19 protein-coding genes are annotated in these 23,192 nt (G+C 74.3%); 15 read left to right on the top strand and 4 right to left on the bottom strand.

All coding sequences use genetic code 11. The features are described from left to right. Nucleotides 1-765: 765 nt before the first annotated feature. Complete coding sequence (locus tag LO763_RS27165; protein WP_230791277.1) at nt 766-1,827, bottom strand: prenyltransferase/squalene oxidase repeat-containing protein; 1,062 nt, start codon at nt 1,825-1,827, stop codon at nt 766-768. 367 nt (nt 1,828-2,194) lie between these two features. On the opposite strand from LO763_RS27165, the gene helR reads away from it, so the two are divergent. Beyond that, nucleotides 2,195-4,333 (top strand): RNA polymerase recycling motor ATPase HelR, encoded by a 2,139-nt coding sequence (gene helR, locus LO763_RS27160; protein ID WP_230791275.1) that lies wholly within the window; start codon nt 2,195-2,197, stop codon nt 4,331-4,333. Between the two features lie 16 nt (nt 4,334-4,349). On the opposite strand, the gene LO763_RS27155 is transcribed toward helR, so the two are convergent. Further along, complete coding sequence (locus LO763_RS27155) at nt 4,350-4,958, bottom strand: NADPH-dependent FMN reductase (RefSeq protein WP_230791273.1); 609 nt, start codon at nt 4,956-4,958, stop codon at nt 4,350-4,352. An 84-nt stretch (nt 4,959-5,042) separates the two neighbouring features. Between LO763_RS27155 and LO763_RS27150 the strand changes: the two genes are divergently transcribed. Continuing rightward, nucleotides 5,043-5,501 (top strand): MarR family winged helix-turn-helix transcriptional regulator, encoded by a 459-nt coding sequence (locus tag LO763_RS27150; RefSeq protein WP_230791272.1) that lies wholly within the window; start codon nt 5,043-5,045, stop codon nt 5,499-5,501. Between the two features lie 130 nt (nt 5,502-5,631). Beyond that, nucleotides 5,632-6,471, top strand: a complete 840-nt coding sequence (locus LO763_RS27145; RefSeq protein WP_230791270.1) for a DUF4097 family beta strand repeat-containing protein — start codon at nt 5,632-5,634, stop codon at nt 6,469-6,471. A 500-nt stretch (nt 6,472-6,971) separates the two neighbouring features. Here LO763_RS27145 and LO763_RS27140 read toward each other — a convergent pair whose 3' ends face one another. Next, a complete protein-coding gene (locus LO763_RS27140; protein ID WP_230791268.1) occupies nt 6,972-10,115 on the bottom strand; it encodes an AfsR/SARP family transcriptional regulator in 3,144 nt (1,047 codons plus the stop codon). Between the two features lie 143 nt (nt 10,116-10,258). Here LO763_RS27140 and LO763_RS27135 point away from each other — a divergent pair, with 143 nt between their 5' ends. The 10 genes from LO763_RS27135 to LO763_RS27090 all read left to right on the top strand — a co-directional run bounded on the left by LO763_RS27135 (nt 10,259) and on the right by LO763_RS27090 (nt 20,232). Continuing rightward, the gene (locus LO763_RS27135) at nt 10,259-10,474 is read left to right on the top strand and encodes a hypothetical protein (protein WP_230791261.1); all 216 of its coding nucleotides are present in this window, start codon (nt 10,259-10,261) and stop codon (nt 10,472-10,474) included. Between the two features lie 397 nt (nt 10,475-10,871). Continuing rightward, nucleotides 10,872-11,531, top strand: a complete 660-nt coding sequence (locus LO763_RS27130) for a DUF624 domain-containing protein (RefSeq protein WP_230791259.1) — start codon at nt 10,872-10,874, stop codon at nt 11,529-11,531. Nucleotides 11,532-11,596: 65 nt separating this feature from the next. Then, complete coding sequence (locus LO763_RS27125; protein WP_230791258.1) at nt 11,597-13,105, top strand: extracellular solute-binding protein; 1,509 nt, start codon at nt 11,597-11,599, stop codon at nt 13,103-13,105. 74 nt (nt 13,106-13,179) lie between these two features. Then, nucleotides 13,180-14,145 (top strand): ABC transporter permease, encoded by a 966-nt coding sequence (locus LO763_RS27120; protein WP_230791257.1) that lies wholly within the window; start codon nt 13,180-13,182, stop codon nt 14,143-14,145. Continuing rightward, nucleotides 14,145-15,029, top strand: coding sequence for a carbohydrate ABC transporter permease (locus tag LO763_RS27115; protein WP_230791256.1), 885 nt, complete (start codon nt 14,145-14,147; stop codon nt 15,027-15,029). The genes LO763_RS27120 and LO763_RS27115 overlap by 1 nt, the downstream gene beginning before the upstream one ends. Further along, nucleotides 15,029-15,748, top strand: a complete 720-nt coding sequence (locus tag LO763_RS27110) for a rhamnogalacturonan acetylesterase (RefSeq protein WP_230791255.1) — start codon at nt 15,029-15,031, stop codon at nt 15,746-15,748. The genes LO763_RS27115 and LO763_RS27110 overlap by 1 nt, the downstream gene beginning before the upstream one ends. Continuing rightward, complete coding sequence (locus tag LO763_RS27105) at nt 15,745-16,404, top strand: DUF1961 family protein (RefSeq protein ID WP_230791254.1); 660 nt, start codon at nt 15,745-15,747, stop codon at nt 16,402-16,404. The genes LO763_RS27110 and LO763_RS27105 overlap by 4 nt, the downstream gene beginning before the upstream one ends. Continuing rightward, entirely contained in the window at nt 16,401-19,073 is a 2,673-nt protein-coding gene (locus tag LO763_RS27100; protein ID WP_230791253.1) for an exo-rhamnogalacturonan lyase family protein, read from the top strand. The genes LO763_RS27105 and LO763_RS27100 overlap by 4 nt, the downstream gene beginning before the upstream one ends. Before the next feature lie 323 nt (nt 19,074-19,396). Beyond that, nucleotides 19,397-19,819: a hypothetical protein gene (locus LO763_RS27095; protein ID WP_230791251.1), complete on the top strand. Its 423-nt coding sequence runs from the start codon at nt 19,397-19,399 to the stop codon at nt 19,817-19,819. Beyond that, the gene (locus LO763_RS27090; protein ID WP_230791242.1) at nt 19,816-20,232 is read left to right on the top strand and encodes a hypothetical protein; all 417 of its coding nucleotides are present in this window, start codon (nt 19,816-19,818) and stop codon (nt 20,230-20,232) included. Before LO763_RS27095 ends, LO763_RS27090 begins: the two co-directional genes overlap by 4 nt. Before the next feature lie 6 nt (nt 20,233-20,238). Here the strand turns inward: LO763_RS27090 and LO763_RS27085 are convergent, their stop codons facing one another. Continuing rightward, a complete protein-coding gene (locus LO763_RS27085; protein WP_230791240.1) occupies nt 20,239-21,153 on the bottom strand; it encodes a LysR family transcriptional regulator in 915 nt (304 codons plus the stop codon). A 103-nt stretch (nt 21,154-21,256) separates the two neighbouring features. Here LO763_RS27085 and LO763_RS27080 point away from each other — a divergent pair, with 103 nt between their 5' ends. Together LO763_RS27080 and LO763_RS27075 are read left to right on the top strand one after the other, a co-directional pair. Further along, a complete protein-coding gene (locus LO763_RS27080) occupies nt 21,257-22,180 on the top strand; it encodes a zinc-binding dehydrogenase (protein WP_230791238.1) in 924 nt (307 codons plus the stop codon). Next, nucleotides 22,177-23,169: an alpha/beta hydrolase family protein gene (locus tag LO763_RS27075; protein WP_230791236.1), complete on the top strand. Its 993-nt coding sequence runs from the start codon at nt 22,177-22,179 to the stop codon at nt 23,167-23,169. Before LO763_RS27080 ends, LO763_RS27075 begins: the two co-directional genes overlap by 4 nt. Nucleotides 23,170-23,192 lie beyond the last annotated feature (23 nt).

The raw sequence follows: 23,192 nt of genomic DNA, 5'->3' as shown, positions 1-23,192 counted from the left end.
GCGGTCAGGCCAGTGGTTCCTCTCGGGCCCATCGACTACGGCGAACCGCCCTTCTTACCCCGCCCCAGCAGGCGACTGCTGGGGGACGCGAGGCCCACCACCCAGGAACGCCCCGCAGCCCGAACCCCACCACAGGGGCCGGGCCCTCCAGCATGTCCATCAGCAATACCAGGCCCGGGAAGGCCGCTCATCCTAAGACCGCCGCAAGCTACAGGCACCACCCCGGCCCACCACTCACCCCCTTGTCGCCGCCCGCCCTGACCGCGAGCCGCCGCCACTCCGAAGCCGAAGTCCCCGCCCCGTGCACGACCACCCCCTTGTCGCCGCCCGCCCTGACCGCGAGCCACCGCCCTCCGAAACCGCAGCACCCACCCCGGAAAGCAACCACCCCTTCGTCGCCGCCCGCCCGAACCACGAGCATCCACCACCTGAAGGCCGAAAGCCCGGCCCGGGAACCGCCCACCGCTCCATCGCCGCCCGCCCTGACCGCAGGCAACTCCACACCCCGGAGCCGAAAACCCTGCCCGGTGCGCGATCACCCCGTCGTCGCTGCCCGCTCTGACCGCGATCGCCACCGGCCCGAAGCCGAAAACCCCGCCCGGTGAACGATCACCTCTCGGTCGCCGCCCGCTCTAACACTGACCCCTATGGCTTCGAGCCCGAAAACCCGCCTCGAGAAGAGACCAGCGGCTCCGTCGCCGATCACTCTGACCGCGACCATCATCGAGTTGGGCAGTCAGTGGCCTCCTGGCTCCACCCCTCTCATCATCGTTGCGCGTCTTGGCCGCGAGCCCCTGTCTCCGCGGGGTCGAGATGCGGGTGCCGGTGAAGTGCCGCCGTCTTCTTCGCCGTTCCCCTTGCCGACGCCAACCGTGAGGATCTGTCATCCCGTGAGGACCTGTCGTCCCAAGACTGAAGGGCTTCCTCCTCCCACGCCTTGAGGATCCTCAGTGCGGCGATCGTGGCCCGGGGCCGGGCCTGCTGTTCGATCGCCGGGCTCCACAGCCGGTAGTGGATCGGCCAGCCGCCGTCGTCGCGCTGCCCGGATGCCAAGTGGTCGAGTGCGGTCCGCAGTTCTTCCCCGGTGAACCACTCGGCCGCGATGCTCTGCGGCGATCCCGCGTAGTCGCAGGCATAGCTGAACTCGTGCTCGGCGTACCCGGGCGGGGTGGCGATGCCCCCTGGGTTGGCCGGGTCGAGCAGCACGAGCGGTGCCTCGCGCACGAGCGCGCCTATGCGCGCCGCGGTCGCGGCGGCCCAGGCCCGGTCGGGGCAGTGCTCCAGGAACGCGAGCACGCTGTACACCTCGTACGGGTGCGACGTCGTGATCTCGTCTACCGCCTTGCGGCAGAAAGCGGTCGCACCCTCGACCCAAGGATGGTCCACGTGGTGCCTCAGGAGCATCCCGACCGCGCGGGTCGTCGTGAGCAGACCGCCCCGGCCCTGCGGGGAGGCCTCGACCCACGGCGGGCGCGGGTAGGTGCTGACGGTCGGCAGCAAGTCCGGGACGCCGCCGTCGGGAGCCGTGTATCGGGCGAGCCAGTCGCAGACGCCCGCTCCCGCCGACTGGTCGAGCGCGCCGATCTCGTCGAGGATCTCCAGGGCGGTCATGGCCGCGAGCGGTTGCGGGTCGGGGCCCTTGACGTCGGGTTCGAGCGCGAACGCGAAGCCGCCGTCGGCGGTGCGGTGGGCGTCGAGGGCGGCCCGCGCCGCCTCCCGGTTTCCGCCGCCCGCCAGCAGGGCGAAGCGGTGCTGGTCGAGGACGCTTCCGGTCAGCCAGATGAACTCGGCGGACCGTTCGATCATGGTGTCGGTGATACGAGGCATGGCCCCACGCTATGGCCGCACCGGCGCCCCCGTCTTGAACGGAACGGACACGGCCCTGCCCCGCCTGGTGACGCGCGGTCGGCATGGCGCTCGTGACCGACGCCGAAGGCCCCGAGGCCGCGCTGGTGGCCGGCGCTGTCGCCGCCGGGGGCGCGTCGGCGTCGCATCGCGGGGATACCGGGACTCGACGGAGCGGCTCGAACGCCGCGGACATCGCCTCCCTTTGCCTCCAGTATCTAGCACGAGCGGCGGACCGCCGCTGGAACCGGGTCGCCGATATGGCCCGCGAGGTGGTGCACAATAGCCGATCGAGACCACACCACCTGCGGAAACAGCGGCCGAGCCGCTGCTCGATCGGAGCGATGCCGTGAATCCCGAGAGTGCGTTCCAACTCCCCGACAGCCTCGCCGCCAAGGCCGACCCGGACCTGATCGCCGACGACGAGCGGCACTTCGCCGCCATCGCCGCGAGCCTCGACCGGTCGATCGCCGAACTCGCCGAGCGCCTCGAGGCCGCCCGCAAGGCCCCCGGCGGCCATGGCCAGGCGGCCCTCGACCGCGACCAGGAGATCCACCGGCTCACCGCCCGCCTGCGCGCGCTGCGCCGCTTCGGCCTCGACCTGTGCCTCGGCCGGACCGTCAGCGCCGACGGCGCCGAGATCGTATACATCGGGCGCCTCGGCCTCGCCGACGGCGAAGGCCGTCGGCTCCTGCTCGACTGGCGCTCCCCCGCGGCCGAGCCGTTCTTCGGCGCCACCCACGCCGACCCGATGGGCCTGTCCAGCCGCCGCCGGTACCGCTGGACCCGCGGCCGCGTCAGCGACTACTGGGAGGAGGTGTTCACCGCCGACGGGCTCGAGGGCCACGCCGCCCTGGACGACCAGTCCGCGTTCATCGCGAGCCTCGGCGCCGACCGGTCCGAGCGGATGCGGGACGTGCTCGGCACCATCCAGGCCGACCAGGACGCCGTCATCCGCGCCGGCTCCCGCGGCGCCCTCGTCGTCGACGGCGGCCCCGGCACGGGCAAGACCGTCGTCGCCCTGCACCGCGCCGCCTACCTGCTCTACGCCGACCCGCGCGTCGGCCACCACCGCGGCGGCGTCCTGTTCATCGGCCCCCACCAGCCCTACCTCGCGTACGTCGCCGACGTCCTCCCCAGCCTCGGCGAGGAGGGCGTCCAGACCTGCACCCTGCGCGACCTCCTCCCCGAGGGCGCCGCGGCCGCGCCGGAACCCGACCCGGAGGTCGCCCGCCTGAAGTCCGACGCGCGGATGGCGCAGGCGGTCGAACCGGCCATCGGCCTCTACGAGCGCCCGCCGAAGCAGGGCCTGACCGTGCAGACGCACTGGACCGAGGTCCGGCTCACCGCCCGCGACTGGGCCGACGCGTTCGCCGCCGTCGGGCCCGGCACCCCGCACAACGAGGCCCGCGAGCAGATCTGGGACGAGCTGGTCGCGATCATCCTGGACGCCCACGACGAGGACGAGGTCGACGAGGCCCTCCTGCGCCGGTCGCTGCGCGCCGACCGGGAGCTGGTCACCGCCCTCAACCGGTCGTGGCCGCTCATCGAACCGAACGACCTCGTCGGCGACCTGTGGACCGTGCCCGACTACCTGCGGATGTGCGCGCCCTGGCTCGACGACGAGGAGGTCGCGGCGCTCCAGCGGGCCGAACCGCAGGCGTGGACGACCGCCGACCTGCCGCTCCTGGACGCCGCCAAGCGGCGGCTCGGCGACCCCGAGACGGGCCGGCGGATGCGCCGGGAGGAGGCCGAGGTCGCCTCCCAGCGCGAGGTCATCGACCGCGTCGTGGAGGACCTCCTCGAAGCCGAGTACGACAACGAGGGCGCCATGATCATGCTGCACGGCGACGACCTCCAGGCGGCCCTCATCGATGAGGACGCCCTGCCGGCCCCCGACCCCGACGTCCTCGCGGGCCCGTTCGCGCACGTCGTCGTGGACGAGGCCCAGGAGCTGACCGACGCCGAGTGGCAGATGCTGCTGCGCCGCTGCCCGACCCGGAGCTTCACCGTCGTCGGCGACCGCGCCCAGGCCCGGCACGGGTTCACCGAGTCGTGGACCGAGCGGCTCGGGCGCATCGGCCTGGAGCGGATCGAACTCGCCTCCCTGAGCGTCAACTACCGCACCCCCGAAGAGGTCATGGCCGAGGCCGAGCAGGTCATCAGGGCCGCGCTGCCGGACGCCAACGTGCCCGTGTCGATCCGCCGCAGCGGCGTGCCCGTCGCGCACGGGTCCGTCGGGGACCTGGACGCGGTCCTCGACGCCTGGCTGGCCGAGCACGCCGACGGGACCGCCTGCGTCATCGGCGACCCCGGTTTCGCGGCGACGCCCCGGGTCCGGTCGCTCACCCCGGAGCTGTCGAAGGGGCTCGAGTTCGACCTGGTCGTCCTGGTCGACCCCGAGCGGTTCGGCGACGGCGTCGAGGGGGCGGTCGACCGCTACGTCGCGATGACCAGGGCGACCCAGCGGCTGGTGGTCCTCACCTGAGCGGGCCGCCGCGGCGCTACGCGTCGGCCGCCGCCATGGCCGCCCGCGCCTCCGGGTAGCGGGTCACCGCCTCGACCACGGCGAGGAAGTCCCCGAGGACCGCGTCGAGGCGGTCGCGTTCGGACTGCTCGGCCAGGTCGCCGCCGTCGAACGCGCGGTCGGCCCGGGCGAGGCTGAACATGGTCGGGTGGAGGCGCATGCCGAGTCCCTCCAGCGGGACCCGCAGCGAGAGCAGCCCGCGGTGGCCGCCGACGAGCGAGGGGGAGGCCGACATGAGCAGGCCGTGGACCCCGGCGGTGGGCCAGGGCTTGATCCTCGAGACCCAGTCGACGAGGTTCTTGAGGCTGCCGGGCATCGAGTAGTTGTACTCCGGGGAGACGATCACGATGCCGTCGTGCTCGCGCAGATGCCCGGCGAGGCGTTCGGCGCCGTGCGGGACGCCTTCGCGCTCTTGCAGGTCCGCGTCGTAGAGCGGCACCTGGTAGTCGTTCGGCCCGGTCAGGCGCGGTTCGGCGCCCGCCGCCGCGAGGCGGCGCGAGGCGGTCTCGGCGAGCGCGCGGTTGACCGAGCCGGTCCGGGCGGAGGCGCACAGCACCAGGAGGCGCAGCGGTCGGGTCGAGGTCATGTCGTCGCTCCAAATCTTGTTGACATATCAACATGAAGATAGCGACTGTTCGGTGACATGTCAACAACCGTCTAGACTGGGCCCATGCCCGAACCGCGATGGCTCACCGAGGAGGAGATGCGCGCCTGGCTGGGCTACCGGCGGATGCGCAACCTCATGGACCTCCAGATCAACCGGGACCTGGCCGCCGACTCCGGCCTCTCCGAGCAGGACTACGACGTCCTCTCCCACCTCTCCGAGCTGCCCGGGGGGCGGATGCGCGCCAACGAGCTCGGCGCCCGGCTGCGCTGGTCCCGCAGCCGGCTCTCCCACCACCTGACCCGCATGGAGCAGCGCGGGCTCATCGCCCGGCACGAGGTCCCCGGCGACGCCCGAGGGGCCGTCGCGGCGCTGACCGACGCCGGGGAGGCGGCCATCCGCTCGGCGGCCCCCGCGCACGCGGCCTCGGTGCGTGAGCACCTCATCGACCTGCTGACCCCGCAGGAGGTCCGGACGCTGGGCGACATCGCCGAGAAGGTCCTGGACCGCCTCGACCCCGGGTGACCGGAAGGCCGCGCAGGCCCGGCCCTGCCGCGTGTCAGAGGGGTGACAGGGGCGTGTCAGCGCTCGGGCGCACGGTGGTGGCGTCACCAGCGATCGCGGCCCCGGGCCGCGCCGGACCAGAGGAGCCGCCATGCCCGTCTTCGCCACGCCAGGGCCCGTCGCCGCCACCGTGCAGGTTGCGGGCGCCCGGGTGCGGGTCACCGCGAGCGAGCGGAACGACACCGCGGTGCTGATCGCGCCCGTCGACCCGGCCAGCAGGTCCGACGTGCGGGTCGCCGAGAAGGCCAAAGTGGCCTTCGCGGGCGGCCGGTTGACGGTCAAGACGACCGTCTCGGGGATCCGGAGCGGCTCGGTCGACATCGCGATCGACCTGCCCGCCGGATCGAGCCTGACCGCCTACCTGGGGCACGCGAGCGTCGATGCCGAAGGGCCGCTGGGGGAGTGCGAGCTGCACGCGGCGGCGAGCCGGGTGCGGTTGGACCGCGTCGACGCGCTCCAGGCGAACCTGGGGGCCGGGGAGCTCGAGGTCGGCCGCGTCGCCGGGCCCGTGCGCATCGACGGCGGCGTGGTCGGGGTGCGGATCGGGGAGGCCGGGGGCGCCGTGGTGCTGGCGAACGCCGGTGGGCGGACCTGGATCGGCCACGCCTCGGGCGCGCTGGACCTCAGCAGCGGCAGCGGCGGTTTCGACATCGACCGCGCCGACGACGGCGTGACCGCCTCGACCGGCGAGGGCGACATCCGGATCGGACGGCTGACGCGCGGGAAGGCGACGCTGTCGAACGGCTCGGGGAACATCGAGGTCGGCGTCGCCGAAGGCGTCGCGGCCCGGGTGCGCGCCGAGAGCAAGAGGGGATCGGTGCGCAACGGCGTCGGGCCGCAAGCGGAAGGCGGAGCGGGTCGAGGCGAGGTCGTGATCGACGCCCGCACCCGCCACGGCGACGTGATCGTGCAGCGGGCGGCGGGGCGATGAGCGCGACCGCGCGGCGGTGAGGGCGCCGACGCAGGGATCCTGCGTCCGACCGCGTGGTCGCAAGGGCGCCGAGCGCGGCGTCCTCGCACTCGACCGCGCAGCGGTGAGGGCGACGAGCGTCGCGCTGGAAGCCGCGGCGCGGCGGAACGCCGCGCCGCCGGTCGCCTGTGGCCGCCGGCACCGCGTTCCCGTCGACGTATCGGGTCGGCACGCTCGCCCCGACACGTTCGAGTGAATCGGCGGCCGCCGGGGGCGAACGGGCCCGATTCCTGTCGGACCCGCGCGGCACGATCGGCCCAGACTGTTCCTTCCCCTCTCGGGAGGGTGGGGGTTGGGGACGGTCGGTGCTCTCCGGCCCCGGGGCGCGACGCCGCATCCCTGAGGCCGCCGTCCGGCCTCGCCGTCTTCCGGGCCGAGCCGACAGGGTCGACCACCGCTTCACGAAGGCGCCGAGCGGCGCCCCTGTCCGGACACCGCTCGCCCCGCGCCCGCCCGCGCCCCTACTCGTCGAGCACGGCCGCGACCAGCTCGGTCCAGTCCTCCTCCGCGCCTTCTGCCATCGCCTCCTCGAACCCCTGCTCGCCGAGGTGCTCCCGCGCCTCCCGCCCGATCCGGTCCGCGTCCGGCTGCGATCGGTCCGGCAGCCCGCGCACGGCGTCGCCCGCCGCGAGCAGCCGCGCCGCCGGCCCGTGCAACCCCCGCCGCAGCGCCAGGTCCGCGACCCCGACGAGCACCTTCGCCGTCAACGGCGCATGCCCCGCCTCGGCCACCGCCCCGAAGGCCGCCGCGCGGTGCGCGCGGGCCTCCCCCAGGTCCTCGGCGAGGTAGCCGAGCAGGTCGTGCTTCACCGCGCGCAGGTGCGGCCACTCCGCGGCGTCGCCCAGCACCGCCGTCACCGCGTCGAGCTGCCGCCGCACCTCCCCGGCGTCGCCGTCCCAGCGCGCCAGCTCCGCCTTCGCCAGCGCCAGCTCCGCCAGCGAATCGGGCCACGTGACCCTCTCCGCGCACCGCTCGGCCTCGGCGAGCGCGGCCGCGCTCGCCTCGCGGTCCCCCAGCAGCCGGTACAGCTGCGCCTGCCGCGACCGCAACCGGATGACGTCGTCCACGGCGCCGATCTCCGTGACGGCCGCGACCGCCTGCTCCAAGTGCCCGCACGCCTCGGCGAACCCGCCGCGCACCGCGATCCGGTCGGCCAGCTCCGCCTGGGCGATCGAGGTCCCGAACCGCTCGCCGATCGCGCGGAACTCGGCCAGCGACGCCTCCAGGTACGCGTCCGCCTCCCGGCCGCCCTGCCCGAGCAGGATCCGCATCTTGCCGAGGTGGAACCGGGCCAGCGCGTGCACCCACGGGTCCTCGTGGTCCAGCACCGACTCCCACGCGGGCAGCAGCGCGTCCGGCCCCTGGAGCATCCGCTCCAGCGGGCCCGCCAGCGCCAGCAGCGGGTAGCGGCCCTGGCCGCCGCGGGCGAACCGGTGCGCCTTGCGGATCCACTCCTCCGCGTTGTGCTCGTCGCCGCGCCCGGCGGTCACGAACGTCACCACCATCGCGTACACCATGGCCCGGACCTCGTCGGTCACCTCGCCGGGCAGGTCCGCCGCGGCGGTCAGCAGCTCGAGGCCCTCGGTCCGGTTCCCGGCGAGCCACCAGTAGTAGCCGGCGGACGCCGCGAGCCGCATCGCCGCCTGCGCGTCGCCGGAGGCGAGCGCGCCGCGCATCGCCGCGCGGAGGTCGTCGTCCTCGGCCTTGAGCGCCGCCATCCACCGCAGCTGCTCGGCGCGGCGCAGATGCGGCTCCGCGGTCTCGGCGAGCTCGGTGAAGTAGGCCAGGTGCGCCCGGCGCGCCGAGTCCGCCTCACCCGCGTCCGCCAGGCGCCGCTCGGCGTACTCCCTGATCGTGCCGAGCATCCGGTAGCGCGGCGCGCCCCCGCCCTCGGCGACCAGCAGCGACTTCTCGGTCAGCGACGTGAGCAGCTCGAGCACGTCCTCCGGTTCGACCGGCCCCGAGGCGTCGGCGCAGACCCGCTCGGCCGCTTCGAGGCCCGCCCCGCCCGCGAACACCGCGAGCCGGCGCAGGACCGCCCGCTCGTCGTCGCCGAGCAGCTCCCAGCTCCAGTCGACCACCGCGCGCAGGGTCTTGTGCCGCGGCAGCGCGGTGCGGCTGCCGCCGGTCAGGAGGCGGAACCGGTCGCCGAGCCCGTCGGCGAGCTGGTCGACGGACATGGTGCGCAGCCGGGCCGCGGCCAGCTCGATCGCCAGCGGCATCCCGTCCAGGGCCCGGCACACGCGCACCATCGCCGCCAGCGCCCCGGCGTCGTCGCCGCGGTCCTTGCGCACCGCCCCGGCCCGGTCCCGCATCAGCCGGACGGCGGGCGAGGACGCGACCTCGCCGGGGTCGGCGTCGTCCTTCGGCAGGGCGAGGGGCTCGACCAGCCACAGCGCCTCGCCGGTGATGCCGAGCGGCTCCCTGCTGGTGGCCAGGATCCGCAGCTTCCGGCACGATCCGAGCAGCCGCTCGGCGAACACCGCGGCCGCCTCGACCAGGTGCTCGCAGTTGTCGAGGATCAGCAGCGCCTCGCGTTCGCGGACGGCGGCGACGATCCGGTCGGTCAGGTCCGCGTTCGGGGCCGCGCCGAGCAGGGCGTCGCGCAGGCCCAGCCCGGTGAGGGTCGCCTGCGCGACGTCGCCGTCGGCGCCGACGGCCGCGAGCTCGACCAGCCAGGCGCCGTCGGGGAGGTCGCCGAGCAGCGAGCGCGCCGCCTCGGCGGCGAGCCGGGTCTTGCCCGCGCCGCCCGGCCCGACGAGGGTGGTGAGGCGGTGCTCCGCGACGAGCTCGCGGACCACGGCGAGGTCCTCGTCCCGGCCGACGAAGCTGGTCAGCTCGGCCCGCAGGTTGGTCTCCCGGTCGCGTTCGGGCGGGCCGAGCTCGCCGCGCAGGAGCGCGACGTGCAGCGCGGACAGCTCGGGAGAGGGGTCGGCGCCGAGCGCGTCGGCCAGGGCCTCCTTCGCGCGCTCGTACACGAGCAGCGCCTCGCCGGCGCGGCCGGCGGCCGCGAGGGCGCGCATGAGCGCGGCCGTGAACCGCTCCCGCATCGGGTGGGCGGCGGCCAGGTCGGTCAGCTCCGAGACGAGCGCCGCGCCGTCGCCGAGGTCGAGCTCCGCGTCGAACCGGTCCTCCATGGCCGCGAGGCGCAGCCGCTCGAGCCGGGTGGCCGCCGCGTCGAACGCCGCGCTGTCGGGCAGGCCGACGCCCTGCATGGCCGCGCCGCGCCACAGCGCGAGGGCCTCGCGCAGCCGCCGGACGCGCCCGCGGCCCTCCTCGTCGCGGACCCGGCCGACGAGGCGCTCGAAGCGCGCGGCGTCGACGGCGTCGGGCCCGACCTGGAGCAGGTACCCGGCGGCGTGCCCTTCGACCAGCCCGGCCGGGAGGACCTTCCGCAGCCGGGAGACGAGGCGCTGCAAGGCGTTCGTCGCGTCGGCGGGCGGCTCCCCGCCCCAGATCCAGTCGACGAGCGTCCCCTTGGCGACCACGCGGCCCGGTTCGAGCGCGAGCGCGATCAGCAGCGCGCGCAGCCGGTCGCCCGGCACGTCGATCAGGGTTCCGTCGTCCGTGCGGACCTCGAACGGTCCCAGCATTCCGATGTGCACCCGCTGATCTTGCCACGGGCGGCCCGCGGGCCTCCGGCTGCTGACGCTCCGCACGCGGGTGCCGAAACGGCGTCGCCGTGCGGGCTCCGCGGCGGGGGCGTCAGTCCGTTCCGGCGCCGGGCGCGCCGAGGGTCCGCAGGGCGATGTCGGCGGCCCGCCGCACGGCCGCCGAGGCGGCCTCCGGCGCGTCGCTGCCCTGGAGGCTCGCGATGGCGGCGGCGCGCACGGCGCCGGAACCGGCGCGGAGCCCGGCGGACCTGCGGCTCGCCGACCCGTTCGAGCGCCTGGCGGCCGCCCTCGGCGGCCAAGGGCGCGAAGCGCCCCAGGCGATGATCGCCGCCGAGCCCGACAAGCCCTGAGCCGCTCCGGCGCGGCGGGGCGCACGGCCGCCGCATCGATTGAACCGATTCAACTCCGAGAACCCTTCCGCTCACCGCGATCCGAGCGACCATCCATGTTGGTCTCGCATGAATTGACTTGTGCTGCAATAGGAATGGTGATCGCCACACCTCCCAGTGGACGGTCGGCCCGCTCCCGCCGCCGATCGCGGGCCCCCGGCGGGCGCCCGAGTCCCGATCGATGTATTGACATGGGAACCGGCCCCCGTTGACGAACGGGTGACCGTTAACTATTGTGTCAATCACATTTGAATCCTTTCAAATTGTGGTGACCACTGCCGCCCCTCCGCGGCGCCGCGACCGCGCGGCCGACGAAGCACCGGTCACCACCACGGTCGATGGAGATGCGGGGAGCACGATGACGACGCTGGACACCCCTCGCGGCCCCGCCGCGCCCGCCCGCGACGGCTCGCGGGTGGAGCGCTGGTACGGCCGCCTCGACGCCGTCGCCTTCGTCGGCATGCTCAACCTGCTGGTCATCGCCTTCACCCTGGCGGGCGGGATCGTCCTCGGCTGGGCCCCCGCCCTCGCCGCCGCGACCGCGTGCAGCCGCACCCGCCTGCGCGGCGACACCCAGCGGCTCGTGCGCGCCTTCGCGGCGCAGTGGCGCCGCCGGTTCGCCCACGCCAACCTCCTCGCCGTCCCCTCCGGCGCCGCCCTCGCCTCCTTCGCCGTGAGCCTCACCGCCCTGAGCGGCAGGCCCGGCACCGGAGCGCTCCAGGCCGCCCTCGCCGCGGCCGCCGCCGTCTGCCTCGCGCACCTCGTGCTGGCACTGGCGATGGACGCCCACTACGAGCTGCGCCGCGCCCGGTGCCTGCGCCTGTCCTGGGCGTTCCTGGTCCGGTTCCCCGGGGCGCCGCTCCTGCTCATCGCGACGACCGCGCTCATCACCGCGGTCACCGCGTTCGTGCCCGGGCTGCTGCCCGTGCTCTCCATCGGCGTGTGGGTGCACCTGTGCACCGCGCTCTGCCTGTCCTTCTACGCCGCGAACGACCGGAACCTCCAGGGCGCGGCCTGACCCCGGCGGCGACGCCGCCGGGACGGAAACGAAGCAATCCCCTTGCGAAAGGAACCCCCACCATCATGAGAAAGCGCATGCCACTGGCGGTCGCCGCCATCGGCGCCCTCACGCTCACCGCCTGCTCCGACGGCGGCGCGAGCGACGAGCCGCTGGAGTCGCTCGACATCATGGCGCCCTTCTTCTCCGCCGTGCCGCCCGAGGAGGACGACCCGATCGACCAGGCGCTCAGCGAGCTCGCCGGCCTCGACCTCAGCGTCCAATGGGTGCCCAACAGCGACTACGGCGCCAAGACCAACACCGTCCTCGCCGGCGACGACATCCCCGACGTCATGGTCATCCAGGGCAAGGACCAGGCGTTCGTCCAGACCGCCGAGGCCGGCGGGTTCTGGGACCTCACCGAGCACCTCGCCTCCGGCGACTACCCGAACCTCGTCACCGAGAACCCCGAGGTCCAGGAGGCCTCCAGCGTCAACGGCAAGGTCTGCGGCGTCTACCGCGCCCGCGACGTCATCCGCCACAGCGTCATCATCCGCCAGGACTGGCTCGACAACCTGGGCCTGGCGCTGCCGGAGACCACCGACGACCTCTACGAGATCGCGCGCGCCTTCACCGAGGACGACCCCGACGGCAACGGCGAGGACGACACCTACGGCATGATCAACCCCGCCTGGAGCGGGCTGGGCAACGGCAGCCCCTACGACGCCCTCGAGGTCTGGCACGGCTCGGGCAACCTGTGGCGCGACGAGGGCGGCGAACTCGTCCCCGCCTTCACCACCCCCGAGTGGCGCCAGGCGCTGGAGTACGAGCGCGACCTGGTGTCGAACGGCTACGTCAACCCCGACTACGCCACCATGGACCCCGCCACCTGGAACGAGCCGTTCCTCAACGGCGAGGGCGGGATCATCATCGACGTCCAGTCCCGCGCCGCCGAACTCTCCAAGCTCTTCAAGGAGCAGGACCCGGAGGGCTTCGCCCGGTACATCGGGCTCGCCGGCCAGCTCGAGGGCCCGAACGGCACCTACGCCATGCCCACCGCCGGGTACTCCGGCTTCCTCGCGATCCCCCGCTCCGGTGTGCAGAACGAGGACCAGCTGGAGCAGGTGCTCGCCGCCCTCAACGAGCTCAACACCACCGAGGCGCAGAACCTCATGAACCACGGCATCGAAGGCGACAACTTCACCGTCGAGGACGGCGCCGCCGTCTTCGACCCCGCCAAGCAGGACTTCACCGACCAGGTGACCGGGGCCTGGGCGCAGCTCGGCATGAACCTCGCCGGCTACGACGCCTACCCGATCAAGCAGGCCAGCGAGTTCGACGAGGCGCTGCAGCAGCTCCGCCTCGAGCTCCAGGCCGAGGACCTCGCGAACGCCGTGTTCAACCCCGCCGCGGCCTTCGTCTCCCCGACCTACACCACCAGCGGCGCCCAGCTCGACACGATCATCGCCGACGCCCGCATCCAGTACATCGCCGGGCAGATCGACGAGGCCGGGCTGGACGCCGCGATCGAGACGTGGCGCTCCAGCGGCGGCGACGACGTCACCCAGGAGATCAACGACCTCTACGCCGGCTAGCGCGCACCCGCGAACCGGCCCCGGTGCGGGGCCGCCGGCACCCGGCCCCGCACCCCGACCCCCTAGGAGCTGCGATGACGACCGCCCTCGAGGTCGACCGCGAACCCCCCGCCGCGCGGGCCCCGCGCCCGTCCGCCCGCCGGCGCCTGCGCGCGATGGCGCGGTACCGGTGGCTGTTCTTCCTGATGCTGCCGGGCGTGCTCTACTTCGCCCTGTTCCGGTTCTGGCCCATGTGGGGGGCCCGGATCGCGTTCAAGAACTACATCCCGTTCCTCGGCGTCGACGGGAGCGAATGGGTCGGCCTGGCCCACTTCCGGGAGTTCCTGTCCAACCCCGACTTCCTGCGGCTGCTGACCAACACGCTCATCGTCGCCGCCCTGACCCTGTTCATCGCGTTCCCGCTCACCATCGTGCTGGCGCTGCTGCTGAACGAGCTGCGCCTCCAGGTCCTCAAGCGCACGGTGCAGACGCTCGTGTACATCCCGCACTTCCTGTCGTGGACCGTGGTCGTCTCGATCACCGCGCTGCTGTTCGCCATCGGGAACGGTCCGCTGTGGACGTTCTTCGGGTGGCTGTCCGGATCCGACGCGAACATGCTCGCCGACCCCGACTGGTTCCGGCCGCTGATCCTCATGCAGGAGGTCTGGAAGAACACCGGCTGGGGCACCATCATCTTCCTCGCGGCGCTCGCCGGGGTCGACCAGGAGCAGTACGAGGCGGCGGTCATCGACGGCGCCGGACGCTGGCACCGCGTCCGGCACATCACGATCCCCTCGATCCTGCCCACGATCATGGTGCTGCTCATCCTCCAGACCGGCCAGATCCTCAACACCGGGTTCGAGCAGATCTACCTGATGTCGAACTCGCTGAACCGCACGGTCGCCGACGTCTTCGACACCTACGTCTACTTCGCGGGCATCGAGCAGGGCGCCTACAGCTACGCCACGGCGGTGGGCCTGTTCAAGGCCATCGTCGGGCTCGTGCTCATCTTCGGCACCAACTGGCTCGCCAAGCGCTTCAACCAGCAGGGGATCTTCTGATGGCCTCCACCAACCACAAGCGGTTCAACACCCGCGCGGGGCGCGCCTTCGACGTCCTCAACATCGTGCTGCTGACCGTGGTCGGGCTGCTCGCCGTCCTGCCGTTCGTCTACGTCCTCGCCGGGTCGTTCGCGACCGAGCTCGAGATCACCACCCGGCCGTTCTTCCTGTGGCCGAACGAGTTCACCACCACCTCGTACGAGTCGATCCTGTCCTCGGACGTGATCGTGCGGGCGTTCGCGACCACCGTCGCGGTCACCTTCGTCGGCACGCTGGTCCAGCTGGCGCTGACCGTGCTCATGGCCTACCCCCTGTCGAAGACCGACCTGCCGGGCCGGCGCACGGTACTCGGCCTGGTCGTCTTCACGATGGTCTTCAGCGCCGGCATGATCCCGACGTTCCTGGTGGTCAAGGACCTCGGGCTGCTCGACACGTACTGGGCGCTGATCCTGCCCATGGCGATCAACCCGTTCAGCCTCATCATCATCAAGAACTTCTTCCAGCAGCTCCCGCAGGAGCTCGAGGAGTCCGCGAAGATCGACGGCGCCAACGAGCTCCAGGTGCTGCGGCACGTCGTCGTCCCGCTGTCCAAGCCGGTCCTGGCGACGTTCGCCCTGTTCTACGCCGTGGGCATCTGGAACGACTACCTGTCGCCGCTGCTGTACCTCAGCGACACCGGCAAGTGGACGCTCCAGATGATCCTGCGCCAGGTGACGGCGGCCGCGTCGCTCTCGGCGGACGAGCTCAACTCGGACGTGCCGCCGCCCGCCCAGGGCATCAAGTTCGCCGTGGTCATCATCGCGACGATCCCGGTGCTCCTGGCGTACCCGTTCCTCCAGAAACACTTCGCGAAAGGCATGCTCATCGGGAGCGTGAAGGGCTGATGACGATCCACCTCGCCGGCGACTCCACCGTCGCCCCCACCGACGGCGGCGCCACCGCCGGCCGCCCCGACCTGCCCCTCCTCGGATGGGGCGACGAACTCGAGCGGTTCACGGACGAAGCGGTCCGCAACCACGCCAAGGGCGGCGCGACCACCGCGTCCTTCCGCGAGGAGGGGCGGTGGGCGGCGCTCGCCGCCGAGCTCCGGCCCGGCGACACCGTCGTGATCCAGTTCGGCCACAACGACCAGAAGGAGCCCGAGGCGCTGGCCGCCGACGGCGGGTACCGCCTGCGGCTCGCCGAGTTCGTCGCCGAGGCCCGCGGGGCCGGGGCGGCACCGGTCCTGGCCACGAGCGTCGAGCGCCGCATGTTCGACAGTCCCGCGGAAGGCGCGGCGGGTGCGCTCCGGTACTCCCACGGCCCCTACCCGGCCGCGGTCCGGGCCCTCGGACGCGAACTCGACGTCCCGGTCATCGACCTCACCGTGTTCACGCGGTGGCTCTACACGTGGCTCGGCGAGGCCGACTCGGCCGCGCTGTTCGTCCACGGCGCCGCCGCGGCCGTCGGCGCCGCAGTGGACGACGAGCTCGCGAAGGACAACACCCACTTCACGACCGCGGGGGCCGCCGCCGTCGCGCGGTACGTCGCCGAGGAGCTGCGGACCCTGCGCGGCGAGGGCGATGACGAAGCGCCCCTCGGCAAGTGGCTGGTCCGGCCGTGACGGTCTACCGCAACCCGCTCGCCTCCCCGGCGGATTTCGACGGCTGGACCGCCGAGGGCCCCGCCGGGGTCGGGCACTCCGGCGGCGGCACGGTGCTGTCGAGCACCGCGGACGAGGCGGCCCTGGCCGCCGCCGGGCGCGGCGACCGGGCCCACTTCACGTACTGGTGCCCCGAGGTGTTCGGGCCCGACATCGCGATCGAGTGGGACTTCAGGCCGCTCGGCGGCGACGGCCTCGCCATGCTCTTCTTCGCCGCCACCGGCACGGGCGGACGCGACCTGTTCGACCCGTCGCTCGCGCCGCGCACCGGGCGCTACCCGCAGTACCACTCGGGGGACGTCTCGACGCTCCACGTCTCCTACCTGCGCCGCAAATGGCCCGACGAGCGCCGCTTCCGGACCTGCAACCTGCGCAAGAGCCCCGGCTTCCGCCTGGTCGCCCAGGGCGCGGACCCGCTGCCGGGCGCCGAGGACGCCGACGGCCACTACCGGCTCCGCGTCGTCAAGCGCGGCGCCCTGGTGTCCTTCGCGATCGACGGCCTGACCCTCTTCGCCTTCCACGACGACGAGCCGCTGGGCGCGGGGCGCATCGGCTTCCGCCAGATGTCGCCCCTCACCGCCCACTACCGCAACCTCGAGGTGACCGCACTGCCATGACGAACGCACCGACCGACACCGCCAATGACACCACTGTGGACGTTCCGCTGCGCTGGCTCGACGACGCCGCGCCCGACCTCGCGATCGGCGGCGCCGCCTGCGGCGTCCCGTTCACCGCCGGCGCCGTCCTCGACACCGCGGACCTGGCCGTCCGCGACGACGCGGGCGCGCCGGTGCGCGCCCAGACCTGGCCGCTCGCCACCTGGCCCGACGGCAGCGTCAAGTGGGCGGGGGTCGCGCTCGGCGCCGACCGCGAACCCGCGCACGGCTACCGGGTGGTGCGCCGCACCGAGGCCGATCGGCGCGCCGACCGCCTCCACGTCCTCCCCGTCGCGGGCGGCTACGCGGTCCGCAACGGCGCCTACAAGGTCGTGGTGGCCGCCGAAGGGCCCGAGCTGGTGCGGTCCGTCTCGGTCGGCCCCGTGGAAGCGGCCGTCTCGGGCAGGCTGGTCTCCAGCAGGCAGGACCACCCCGAACCCGACGTGCGGGGCCGCATCCGCGCCGTCGGGCACGTCACCGGCTGCGAGGTGGAGCAGGACGGGCCGGTGCGCGCCGTCCTCAAGGTCACCGGCGTCCACCGCGACGACACCGGCCGCGAATGGCTGCCGTTCACGGCGCGGCTGGTGTTCGCGGCCGGCGCGCCCACGTTCAGGCTCGTCCACTCCTTCGTGTGGGACGGCGACCCCGAGCGCGACTTCCTCTCCTCGCTCGGGCTGGAGTTCACGGTGCCGCTGCGCGCCGAGGCGCACGACCGGCACGTGCGCATCGCCGGAGCCGACGGCGGGTTCCTGCGCGAGGCCGTGCGCGGCCTGACCGGGATGCGCCGCGACCCCGGCGCCGAGGTGCGCGCCGCCCAGCTCGACGGGCGGCCCACGCCGCCGCCGGAGACCTGGGAGCGCGGGGTCGCCGACCTCGCGCGCTGGATCCCGCTGTGGAGCGACTACTCGCTGCGCCAGCTCGGCGCCAACGGCTACACGCTCCACAAGCGCACCGCCGCCGACCGGCCCTGGATCGACGTCGCCCAGGGCACCCGCGCGGACGGCCTCGCCTACGTCGGCGACACCGGCGGCGGACTCGCCGTGGGGCTCACCGGGTTCTGGCAGTCGCACCCCACCGGCCTCGACGTGCGCGGCGCCGCCTCCGGCGCCGCGACGCTCACCACCTGGCTGTGGTCGCCCGACGCCGCCCCCATGGACCTGCGGTTCTACCACGACGGCCTCGGCCAGGAGGACTACGCCGACCAGCTCGAGGCCCTCGAGATCACGTACGAGGACTACGAGCCCGGGTTCGGCACCGCGCACGGCATCGGCCGCACCCACGAGCTCACGGTGACCCCCTTCGCGGCCACGCCGCCCGTCGCCGAGCTGGCGCGCCTCGCCCGCGGGACCGCGGTCCGCCCGCAGCTGGTGCCCGAGCCGCAGGCCCTGCACGCGGCGGGCGTCCTCGGCGACTGGGACCTCCCCGACCGCGCCGACCCGCGCCGCGCGGCGCTGGAGGACCGGCTCGACTTCATGCTCGACTTCTACGCGGGCCAGGTCCCGCAGCGGTCCTGGTACGGGTTCTGGAACTTCGGCGACGTCATGCACGCCTACGACGCCGACCGGCACACCTGGCGCTACGACGTGGGCGGGTACGCGTGGGACAACTCCGAGCTGTCGCCCGACCTGTGGCTGTGGACCTCGTTCCTGCGCACCGGCCGCGCGGACGTGTTCCGCCTCGCCGAGCGCATGACCCGCCACACCGGCGACGTGGACGTCTACCACGCCGGGCCCTGGAAGGGCCTGGGCACCAGGCACAACGTCCAGCACTGGGGGTGCAGCGCCAAGCAGCTGCGGATCTCCACCCCCGCCTACCGGCGCTGCCACTACTTCCTCACCGCGGACGAGCACACGCGCGACCTCATGCTGGAGCTGCGCGACTCCGACGCGACCTTCCTCGCCGTCGACCCCACCCGCAAGGTGCGGGCGGACGCCGCGACCTACCGGCCCGAGCGGCGGGCGCTCGCCGTCGGGCTCGGCACGGACTGGAGCGCGCTCGCGGCGACCTGGCTGGCGGACTGGGAGATCACCGGGAACGAGCGGTCGCGCGACCGGCTGCTCGGCACCATGCGCGACATCGGCGCGCTGCCGAAGGGCTTCTTCACCGGCGAGGCCCTGTACGACCTGGACACGGGCCGGTTCGACACCGCGCGCGACCGCGTCGCCGTCTCGCACCTGTCGGCCGTGTTCGGGCTGGTCGAGGTGTGCAGCGAGCTCGTGGCCCTGATCGACGCGGGCCAGGTCGAGGCCCCCGGGTTCAAGGAGGCGTGGCTCCAGTACTGCCGCCTCTACCTGGCCGAGCCCGAGGAGCGGGTCGCGGAGCTGGGGGAGGCCGCCTCGGGCTTCAACCTGGAGCAGGCGCACTCCCGGCTCGCGGCGTACGCGGCGAACCGGCTGGGCGACGAGGCGCTCGCCGACCGGGCGTGGCGGGCCTACTTCACGGGCGGCGAGTTCGCGGGCGAGGCGGCGTTCCGCTCGGCGCGCATCCTGCCGCCCGAGGTGCTGTCCCCGGTGGACGAGTCGCGGACGCTGTACACCAACGACGCCGCGCAGTGCGGCCTGGCCACGATCCAGAACCTGGCGCTCATCGGCGCCCGGCTCCCCGCGGCGGAGCCCCCGGCGGCCGGGTGACCGCGCCCCCGCGAGCCGCGCCGCGAGCGCGCCGCTCCCCGCGCTGCGCGGACGAGCCGCCGCGGCGGGCCGTGGCCGCGGTCCGCCCGCGGGAGGCACGGCGGGCGATCGAGGCGCCGATCGGGAACCGCGGCGACCCCGCGGTCCACCCGCGGGAGGTACGGCGCGCCGCCGCCTTACCTCCCGCGGAGTAGGCCGATCGACATCCCCGAGCCGATGCCCGCGGGCGGGGGCGGCGGCAGACTCGGCCGCATGCAACGGCGAAGCGCTCGAAGCGCCATCGGCACCCGGTGCCGCCCACCGCGATCCGAGGGGCGGCCGCGGTGAAACTGCTCTTCCTGGGTTGGACGCGCTTCGTCGTGGTCCTCCTCGTGCTCCAGGTCGGACTCGCCGGATGGGGCGCCGTCACCACGGGCGACGAGCGGATCATGCGCTTCATCGTCCACGTCGGCAACGGCGGCATGCTCATCTTCTGGCTCATGCTGTCGGTCGTCCTCGCCCTCCTCGCCCGGCCCGGCTGGAAGGCCGTCCTGCTGACGGTCCTGTCGGCCTTCATGGTCTTCATGCAGGGCGCGTTCGCCTACGGCTTCGGCACCGACGGCGTCGGCGGCGGCGTGGGCATCGCCCTGCACGCCCTCAACGGCCTGGGCATCCTCGTGGTGCAGCTGGCCGTCGCCCGCCTGGCCAAGCGGGCGGTCGACGCGAAGCGCGCCCTGCGGGCGCGAGGAAGCGAGGTCCCCGCATGAGCCCCGTCCTCACCGCGGTCCTGCGGGTCTGGATGATGCTGCTGCTGGCGCTGCTGGTCGTCCAGTTCGCCCTGGCCGGGTTCGGCGTCGGCTACGGCGGCGGCCTGGGCGACGGCTTCGACCTGCACTTCATGAACGGCGACGTCCTGCTGTACCTCTACGCGGCCGCGGTGCTCCTCGCGCTCGCGGCGCGGGCCGGGGCCGCGATCGCGCGGCTGACCGCCCTGGGGGCCCTCCTGGTGCTGCTCCAGCACGGCATGGCGCTCGTCAACGTGCCCGGCACGCTCTGGGGCCAGTCGCTGTTCCTGGTGCACGCCCTCAACGGGCTCGCCCTCATCCTCCTGGCCCACCGCACCGGGGTCCTGGTCCGGAACCGGATGCGCGAGAAGGCCCCCGCGCCGCGGACGCGGTGACGGGTCTCAGGGCAGCCAGTCGCGGTCCGGGTCGTACTCGAGCCAGCGGCTGCGGCGGGCCTGGTCGGCGAACGCGGCCAGCAGCGGGTCGAGCAGGCGGGGCGGGTCGTCCCGGCGCCACACCAGCGACCACGCGTAGAGCGGCGTCGGCTCCAGCAGCGGGACCGAGCGGAGGCCGGGGACGTCGGGGAGCGGGCAGTCGGGCGGGAACAGGGAGAAGCAGGCCGGGTCGGCCGCGATCCGGGCGGCGAAGTGGTCGAGCCCCAGGTTGACGCCGCCGGTGTGCCGCTCGATGCCGAACCGGTCGGCGAAGCGGCGCAGGAAGTCGAGCCGCTCCGGCGGCCCGGGCGTCCACAGCAGACTCCCACGCAGCTGATCGGGCCGCAGGTGCGGCTCCGACGCCAGCGGGTGGTCGGCGCTGAGGACGGCGTCGACCGGCTCCAGCCGCACGAGGCGGTGGGCGAGGCCCTCGTCCACGGGAGGGTGGAGGCGGCCGAAGCCGACGTCGACCTGGTGCCGCAGGAGCGCGGCCGACACTCCCGGCAGGTCGCGCCCGTGGCCGAGCTCGAGTTCCAGGTGCTCGCCGTGCTCGGCGACCCGCCCCAGCGTCCGCATCGGCGCGAACAGGTGGCCCCACACGTCGATCCGGAGCGGGCGGTGCGCGGGGCGCACGGCGGCGACGGCCGCCTCGCCCGCGCGCAGGGCGCTGCGGGCGGGCCCGAGGAACCGCGCCCCCGGCCCGGTCAGCCGCACGCCGCGGCCGCCGCGGTCGAGCAGCCGCACGCCCAGGCGCGACTCCAGGGCGCCGATCCGCTTCGACAGGGCCTGCTGGGAGATCGACAGCCGCTTCGCGGCCCTGCCGAAGTGCAGCTCCTCGGCCGCGAGCACGAACGCGCGGACCTGCGCCAGATCGGGATCCATGCCCCCACCTAACCAGGCGGTGAGCACGGGCGACAACCGGCGGTTGTCGCCGGCCCGCACCGGTTGTTGGCCGCCCGGCGCGGCCGCGGCTTGCATTGCGGACATGAAGCGACTGATCCCCACGGGCGAGCCGGCGCGGCCCGTCGAACTGCGAGCCGACCCGCAGCCGTTCCCCGCCCCCGACGAGGCGCTGGTCCGGGTGGAGGCGTTCTCCGTGAACCGGGGCGAGACCTTCCTGCTGGAGGACCCCGCCCCCGGCCTGCGCCCGGGCAAGGACGTGGCGGGCCTGGTCGTCCAGGCCGCCGCCGACGGCTCCGGGCCCGCCGCGGGCACCCGCGTCGTCGGGCACCCGCCCGCCGCGGGATGGGCCGAGTACGCGGCCGTCCCGACCCACTCCCTCGCCGCGCTGCCGGAGTCGATCGGCGCCGTCGCGGCGGCCGCGCTGCCGCTGGCCGGGATCACCGCGCTGCGCCTGCTGCGCGCCGCCGGGGCCGTCACGGGCCGGCGGCTGCTGCTGACCGGGGCCTCCGGCGGGGTCGGCCACTACGTCACCGAACTCGCCGCGGGCGCCGGGGCCGAGCTCACCGCCGTGACCGCCACGTCCGAGCGGGGCGCCCGCCTCGCCGAACTGGGCGCCGCGCGCGTCGTCCACGACCTCGCCGACGCGACCGGGCCCTTCGACACGGTGCTCGAATCCACCGGCGGCGCGGCGCTCCCGGCGGCGCTCGCCCGGCTGCGCCCCGGCGGCACCCTGATCTGGTTCGGCCAGGCCGGCGGGCGCAGCGCCGTGCTGGACTTCTTCTCCCTCCTCGACGGGCCCGAGAACGCCCGCATCAGGCACTTCCATTACGCCGGAGCCCCTTACGGCGACGACCTGGCGACGCTGGTCGGGCTCGTGGCGACCGGGCGCCTGCACCCCGAGATCGGCCGCACCGCCGACTGGTCCGACACCGCCGCGGTCCTCGTCGACCTGCGGGAGCGCCGGATCCGCGGCAACGCGGTGCTCACGGTCGGGGGCGCCCGGTGAACGCCGCACCGTTCGCCGAGGCGAACTTCAGCCGCGCCACCGGTGCCGGGCTCGACCCGAACGAGTACCGCAGGGCCACCGAGGGACTCGCCGCGCTGGAGGAGTGGCCCGAGCGCTTCGCGGACATCGCGCGCGCCCACCTCGCCCGCGCGGACCGGGCCGCCTCGGCGGTCAGCGCCGCCGAGCACTGCCGGACGGCGGCCCGGTGGTTCCACTTCGCCACCCTCGCCCCCGGGCGGGGCCGCCGCGGGAACGCCGGGGACGCGGCCGCGGCCGACCGGGCCATGGGCCGCGCCCTCGCCCTGGCCGAACCCGGGGCGAAGCGGATCGAAGGCCCCGGTTTCGCCGGCTGGCTCCGCGGCCCGGGAGACACGAGCCCGGTCGTGGTCGTCCCCGGGATGGACTCGGGCAAGGAGGAGTTCCACGACGTCTGCGCGGCGCTGCTGCGGCACGGCGCGACGGTGTTCGCCATGGACGGCCCCGGCCAAGGGGTCCTCGCCGCCGGCACCGTGCTCCGCGCCGACTACCACCGGGTCGTGGCCCGGGTCGCCGACGCGCTGGAGGCCGAGCGGATCGGCCTGGTCGGACTCAGCCTCGGCGGCTACTTCGCCGCCGAGAGCGCGGCGCTCGAACCGCGGGCGGCCGCCGCCGTCACGGTCAGCGGCCCGTTCCGGCTGGACTGGGACGCGCTGCCGCCGTTCGTGACCGGGACCCTCGCCGACCGCGCCGGAGGCCCCGGGGCCGCCCGCGAGTTCGCCGACCGGGTCGACCTGGCCGGGCTCGCGCCGCGCATCGGCGGCCCGCTGCTGGTGGTCGACGGCGGCCGCGACGCCATACCCGGCGTCGTGAACGGCGAACCGCTGGCCCGGCTGGCGCCGCGCGGCGAGTACCTGCCGGTGCCCGAGGGGGACCACCTCCTCGGCAACGTCCGCGCCGACTGGCTCCCGGCGGCGGCCGACTGGCTGACGGCGCGGCTGAGCGGGAGGTGAGCGCAGGCCAGGGGCCGCCGGGC

It is taken from the genome of Glycomyces amatae, assembly GCF_020991375.1.
Classification (GTDB): Bacteria; Actinomycetota; Actinomycetes; order Mycobacteriales; family Micromonosporaceae; genus Glycomyces; species Glycomyces amatae.
This window is presented reverse-complemented; position numbering and strand designations above follow the sequence as displayed.

Coding starts and splice junctions, on each gene's coding strand:
- LO763_RS27165 (WP_230791277.1), bottom strand. CDS start 1,827: ATGCCTCGTATCACCGACACCATGATCGAACGGTCCGCCGAGTTCATC.
- LO763_RS27155 (WP_230791273.1), bottom strand. CDS start 4,958: ATGACCTCGACCCGACCGCTGCGCCTCCTGGTGCTGTGCGCCTCCGCC.
- LO763_RS27150 (WP_230791272.1), top strand. CDS start 5,043: ATGCCCGAACCGCGATGGCTCACCGAGGAGGAGATGCGCGCCTGGCTG.
- LO763_RS27145 (WP_230791270.1), top strand. CDS start 5,632: ATGCCCGTCTTCGCCACGCCAGGGCCCGTCGCCGCCACCGTGCAGGTT.
- LO763_RS27135 (WP_230791261.1), top strand. CDS start 10,259: ATGTCGGCGGCCCGCCGCACGGCCGCCGAGGCGGCCTCCGGCGCGTCG.
- LO763_RS27130 (WP_230791259.1), top strand. CDS start 10,872: ATGACGACGCTGGACACCCCTCGCGGCCCCGCCGCGCCCGCCCGCGAC.
- LO763_RS27125 (WP_230791258.1), top strand. CDS start 11,597: ATGAGAAAGCGCATGCCACTGGCGGTCGCCGCCATCGGCGCCCTCACG.
- LO763_RS27120 (WP_230791257.1), top strand. CDS start 13,180: ATGACGACCGCCCTCGAGGTCGACCGCGAACCCCCCGCCGCGCGGGCC.
- LO763_RS27115 (WP_230791256.1), top strand. CDS start 14,145: ATGGCCTCCACCAACCACAAGCGGTTCAACACCCGCGCGGGGCGCGCC.
- LO763_RS27110 (WP_230791255.1), top strand. CDS start 15,029: ATGACGATCCACCTCGCCGGCGACTCCACCGTCGCCCCCACCGACGGC.
- LO763_RS27100 (WP_230791253.1), top strand. CDS start 16,401: ATGACGAACGCACCGACCGACACCGCCAATGACACCACTGTGGACGTT.
- LO763_RS27090 (WP_230791242.1), top strand. CDS start 19,816: ATGAGCCCCGTCCTCACCGCGGTCCTGCGGGTCTGGATGATGCTGCTG.
- LO763_RS27085 (WP_230791240.1), bottom strand. CDS start 21,153: ATGGATCCCGATCTGGCGCAGGTCCGCGCGTTCGTGCTCGCGGCCGAG.
- LO763_RS27080 (WP_230791238.1), top strand. CDS start 21,257: ATGAAGCGACTGATCCCCACGGGCGAGCCGGCGCGGCCCGTCGAACTG.